This window comes from Mesorhizobium sp. M1217 (assembly GCF_040318275.1).
Taxonomy (GTDB): Bacteria; Pseudomonadota; Alphaproteobacteria; order Rhizobiales; family Rhizobiaceae; genus Mesorhizobium.
Window position 1 is genome coordinate 1 of the sequence record NZ_JAMYMA010000060.1, and the last position, 852, is coordinate 852.

Sequence of the window (852 nt, forward strand, 5' to 3'; positions counted from 1 at the left end):
GGTTTCCTGTGGCGGAGATCTGCCGGAGGGCCGGGGTCAGCCAGGCGACCTATTTCAACTGGAAGAAGAAATATGACGGGCTGCTGCCGACAGAGATGAAGCGGCTGAAGCAGCTCGAGGACGAGAACGGCAAGCTCAGAAAGCTGGTCGCCGACCTGTCGCTGGACAAGGAGATGCTGCAGGACGTGATCCGCCGAAAACTGTGAGGCCTGGTCGCAAACGCGAGCTGGTGGCCGATACCTGTGCTGATTGGAACGTGTCGATCCGGCGAGCGTGCCGTGTTCTGGAGTTCGACACCTCGACCTATCACTACAAGTCCCGCCGCCGTGACCAGGCCGGCCTCGAAGCTCGGATCAAAGACATCTGCGCGACGCGGGTTCGCTATGGCTACCGGCGCGTGCACGTGATGCTCACGCGGGAGGGCTGGGACATCAACATGAAGCGGACCTATCGCATTTACAGGGACTTGGGCCTTCAACTGAGGAACAAGACGCCGAAGCGCCGGGTGAAGGCGAAGCTGCGAGACGATCGCCAGCCAGCCGTCGAACCCAACGACGTCTGGGCGATGGACTTCGTTCACGACCAGCTCGCGACGGGCAAGAAGATCCGGGTCCTGACGGTCGTAGATACGTTCTCACGCTACGTGCCGGTGCTCGACCCACGCTTCAGTTACCGAGCCGAGGATGTGGTCAGGATGCTGGAACAGGTCTGCCCCAAGATCGGCTATCCAAAGACGATCCGGGTCGATCAAGGCTCGGAGTTCGTCTCCCGCGACCTCGACCTGTGGGCCTACACCAGGGGCGTCACGCTCGACTTCTCGCGACCGGGAAAGCCAACGGACAACGCTTACAT

General features: G+C 61.3%; 1 pseudogene. It reads left to right on the forward strand.

Annotated elements, in window-relative coordinates:
- Positions 1-852: pseudogene (locus NKH37_RS33990) on the forward strand (IS3 family transposase); the annotation flags it as partial.